The sequence below is a fragment of the Streptomyces rugosispiralis genome (assembly GCF_024505145.1).
Lineage (GTDB): Bacteria > Actinomycetota > Actinomycetes > Streptomycetales > Streptomycetaceae > Streptomyces > Streptomyces rugosispiralis.
In genome coordinates, this window is record NZ_JANIAA010000151.1 from 1 (window position 1) to 1,494 (window position 1,494).

At 74.8% G+C, this 1,494-nt stretch carries 1 protein-coding gene; it reads right to left on the reverse strand.

What is annotated here, in order from left to right; all coding sequences use genetic code 11:
• Positions 1 to 1,494, reverse strand: a 1,494-nt coding sequence (locus NP777_RS46785; protein ID WP_256656305.1) for a beta-ketoacyl reductase, incomplete at both ends; no start/stop codon positions are given.

A 1,494-nucleotide genomic window follows, 5' to 3' on the forward strand; every position in this document is an offset into this window, starting at 1 on the left:
GGCGTCGGACAGCCGCTCCAGCAGCAGTACGCCGACGCCCTCGCTGAAGGCCGTGCCGTCCGCGCCCGCGCCGAACGCCTTGCACAGGCCGTCCGGCGCCAGACCGCGCTGGCGCGAGAACTCCACGAACGCCGAGGCCCGCCCCATCACCGTGGCGCCCCCGGTCAGCGCCATCGAGCACTCGCCCTGCCGCAGCGCCTGTACGGCCCAGTGCATGGCCACCAGTGAGGAGGAGCACGCCGTGTCCACCGAGACCGCCGGGCCCTCCAGGCCCAGCACATAGGCCACCCGGCCGGAGGCGACACTCGTCGCCGAGCCGGTGAGCAGATAGCCCTCCAGGTCCTCGGGGGCGGGCCCGCTGCGCACGCCGTAGTCCTGGTTGATGACACCGGCGAACACGCCGATGTCCCGGCCCCCCACCGCCGTCGGATCCATGCCCGCCCGCTCGAACGCCTCCCAGCAGGCTTCCAGGAACAGCCGTTGCTGCGGATCCATCGCCAGCGCCTCACGCGGCGAGATGCCGAAGAAGTCCGCGTCGAAACCGGCCGCGTCCTCGAGGAAACCGCCGCGCAGCACATAGGAGGTGCCGCTGTGGTCCGGGTCCGTGTCGAACAGCGCTTCCAGGTCCCAGCCCCGGTCGCGGGGGAAGTCGGTGATGCCGTCGCGCTCGGCGAGCAGCAGGTCCCACAGCCCGTCGGGGTCGGCCACCCCGCCCGGCAGCCGGCAGCTCATCGCCACCACGGCGATCGGCTCGTCCGCGGCGGCCCCGGTGCGCACGGCCACCGGGGCCGCCGCGGCGGGCGCCGGGCCGCCGCCCAGCTCGGTGTGGAGCAGTTCGGCGAGAAGGGCCGGGGTCGGGTGGTCGAAGAGCAACGTGGCGGGCAGCCGCAGCCCGGTCGCCGAGTTGAGCCGGTTGCGCAGCTCGACCGCCGTCAGCGAGTCGAAGCCCATTTCCTTGAACGCCACCGTCGGCTCGATCGCCTCCGGACCGGTGTGGCCGAGGACCACCGCGGCCTCCGCCCGCACCAGGTTGAGCAGGAACTCCCGCTGCCCGGCGGGGGACAGCCCGGCCAGCTGCCCCGCGAGGCCACCGGCCGCCGGGGCCGCGGCCGCGGCCCGCGCGGTGCGCCGTACCGGCCGTGCGAGCCCGCGCAGCAGCGGGGACACCTCGGCGTCCGGTGTGCGGAGGGCGGCGAAGTCGATCTTCGCGGCCACGAGCGCGGGCAGTCCGGACCGCAGCCCGGCGTCGAACACCCGCAGCGCCTCGGCGTTGTCCATGCCCAGCACCCCCGCGCGCCGGGTGCGGCGTACGTCGGTTGCGTCCATCGTCGCCGTGAGCGTGCTGGTGTCGCTCCACAGCCCCCACGCCAGTGAGGTGGCGGGCTGATGGCGGGCCTGCCGCCACTGGGCGAAGGCGTCCAGGAAGGCGTTGGCGGCGGCGTAGTTGGCCTGCCCCGCGTTGCCGAGGACTCCGGCGGCGGAGGAGTAGACGAT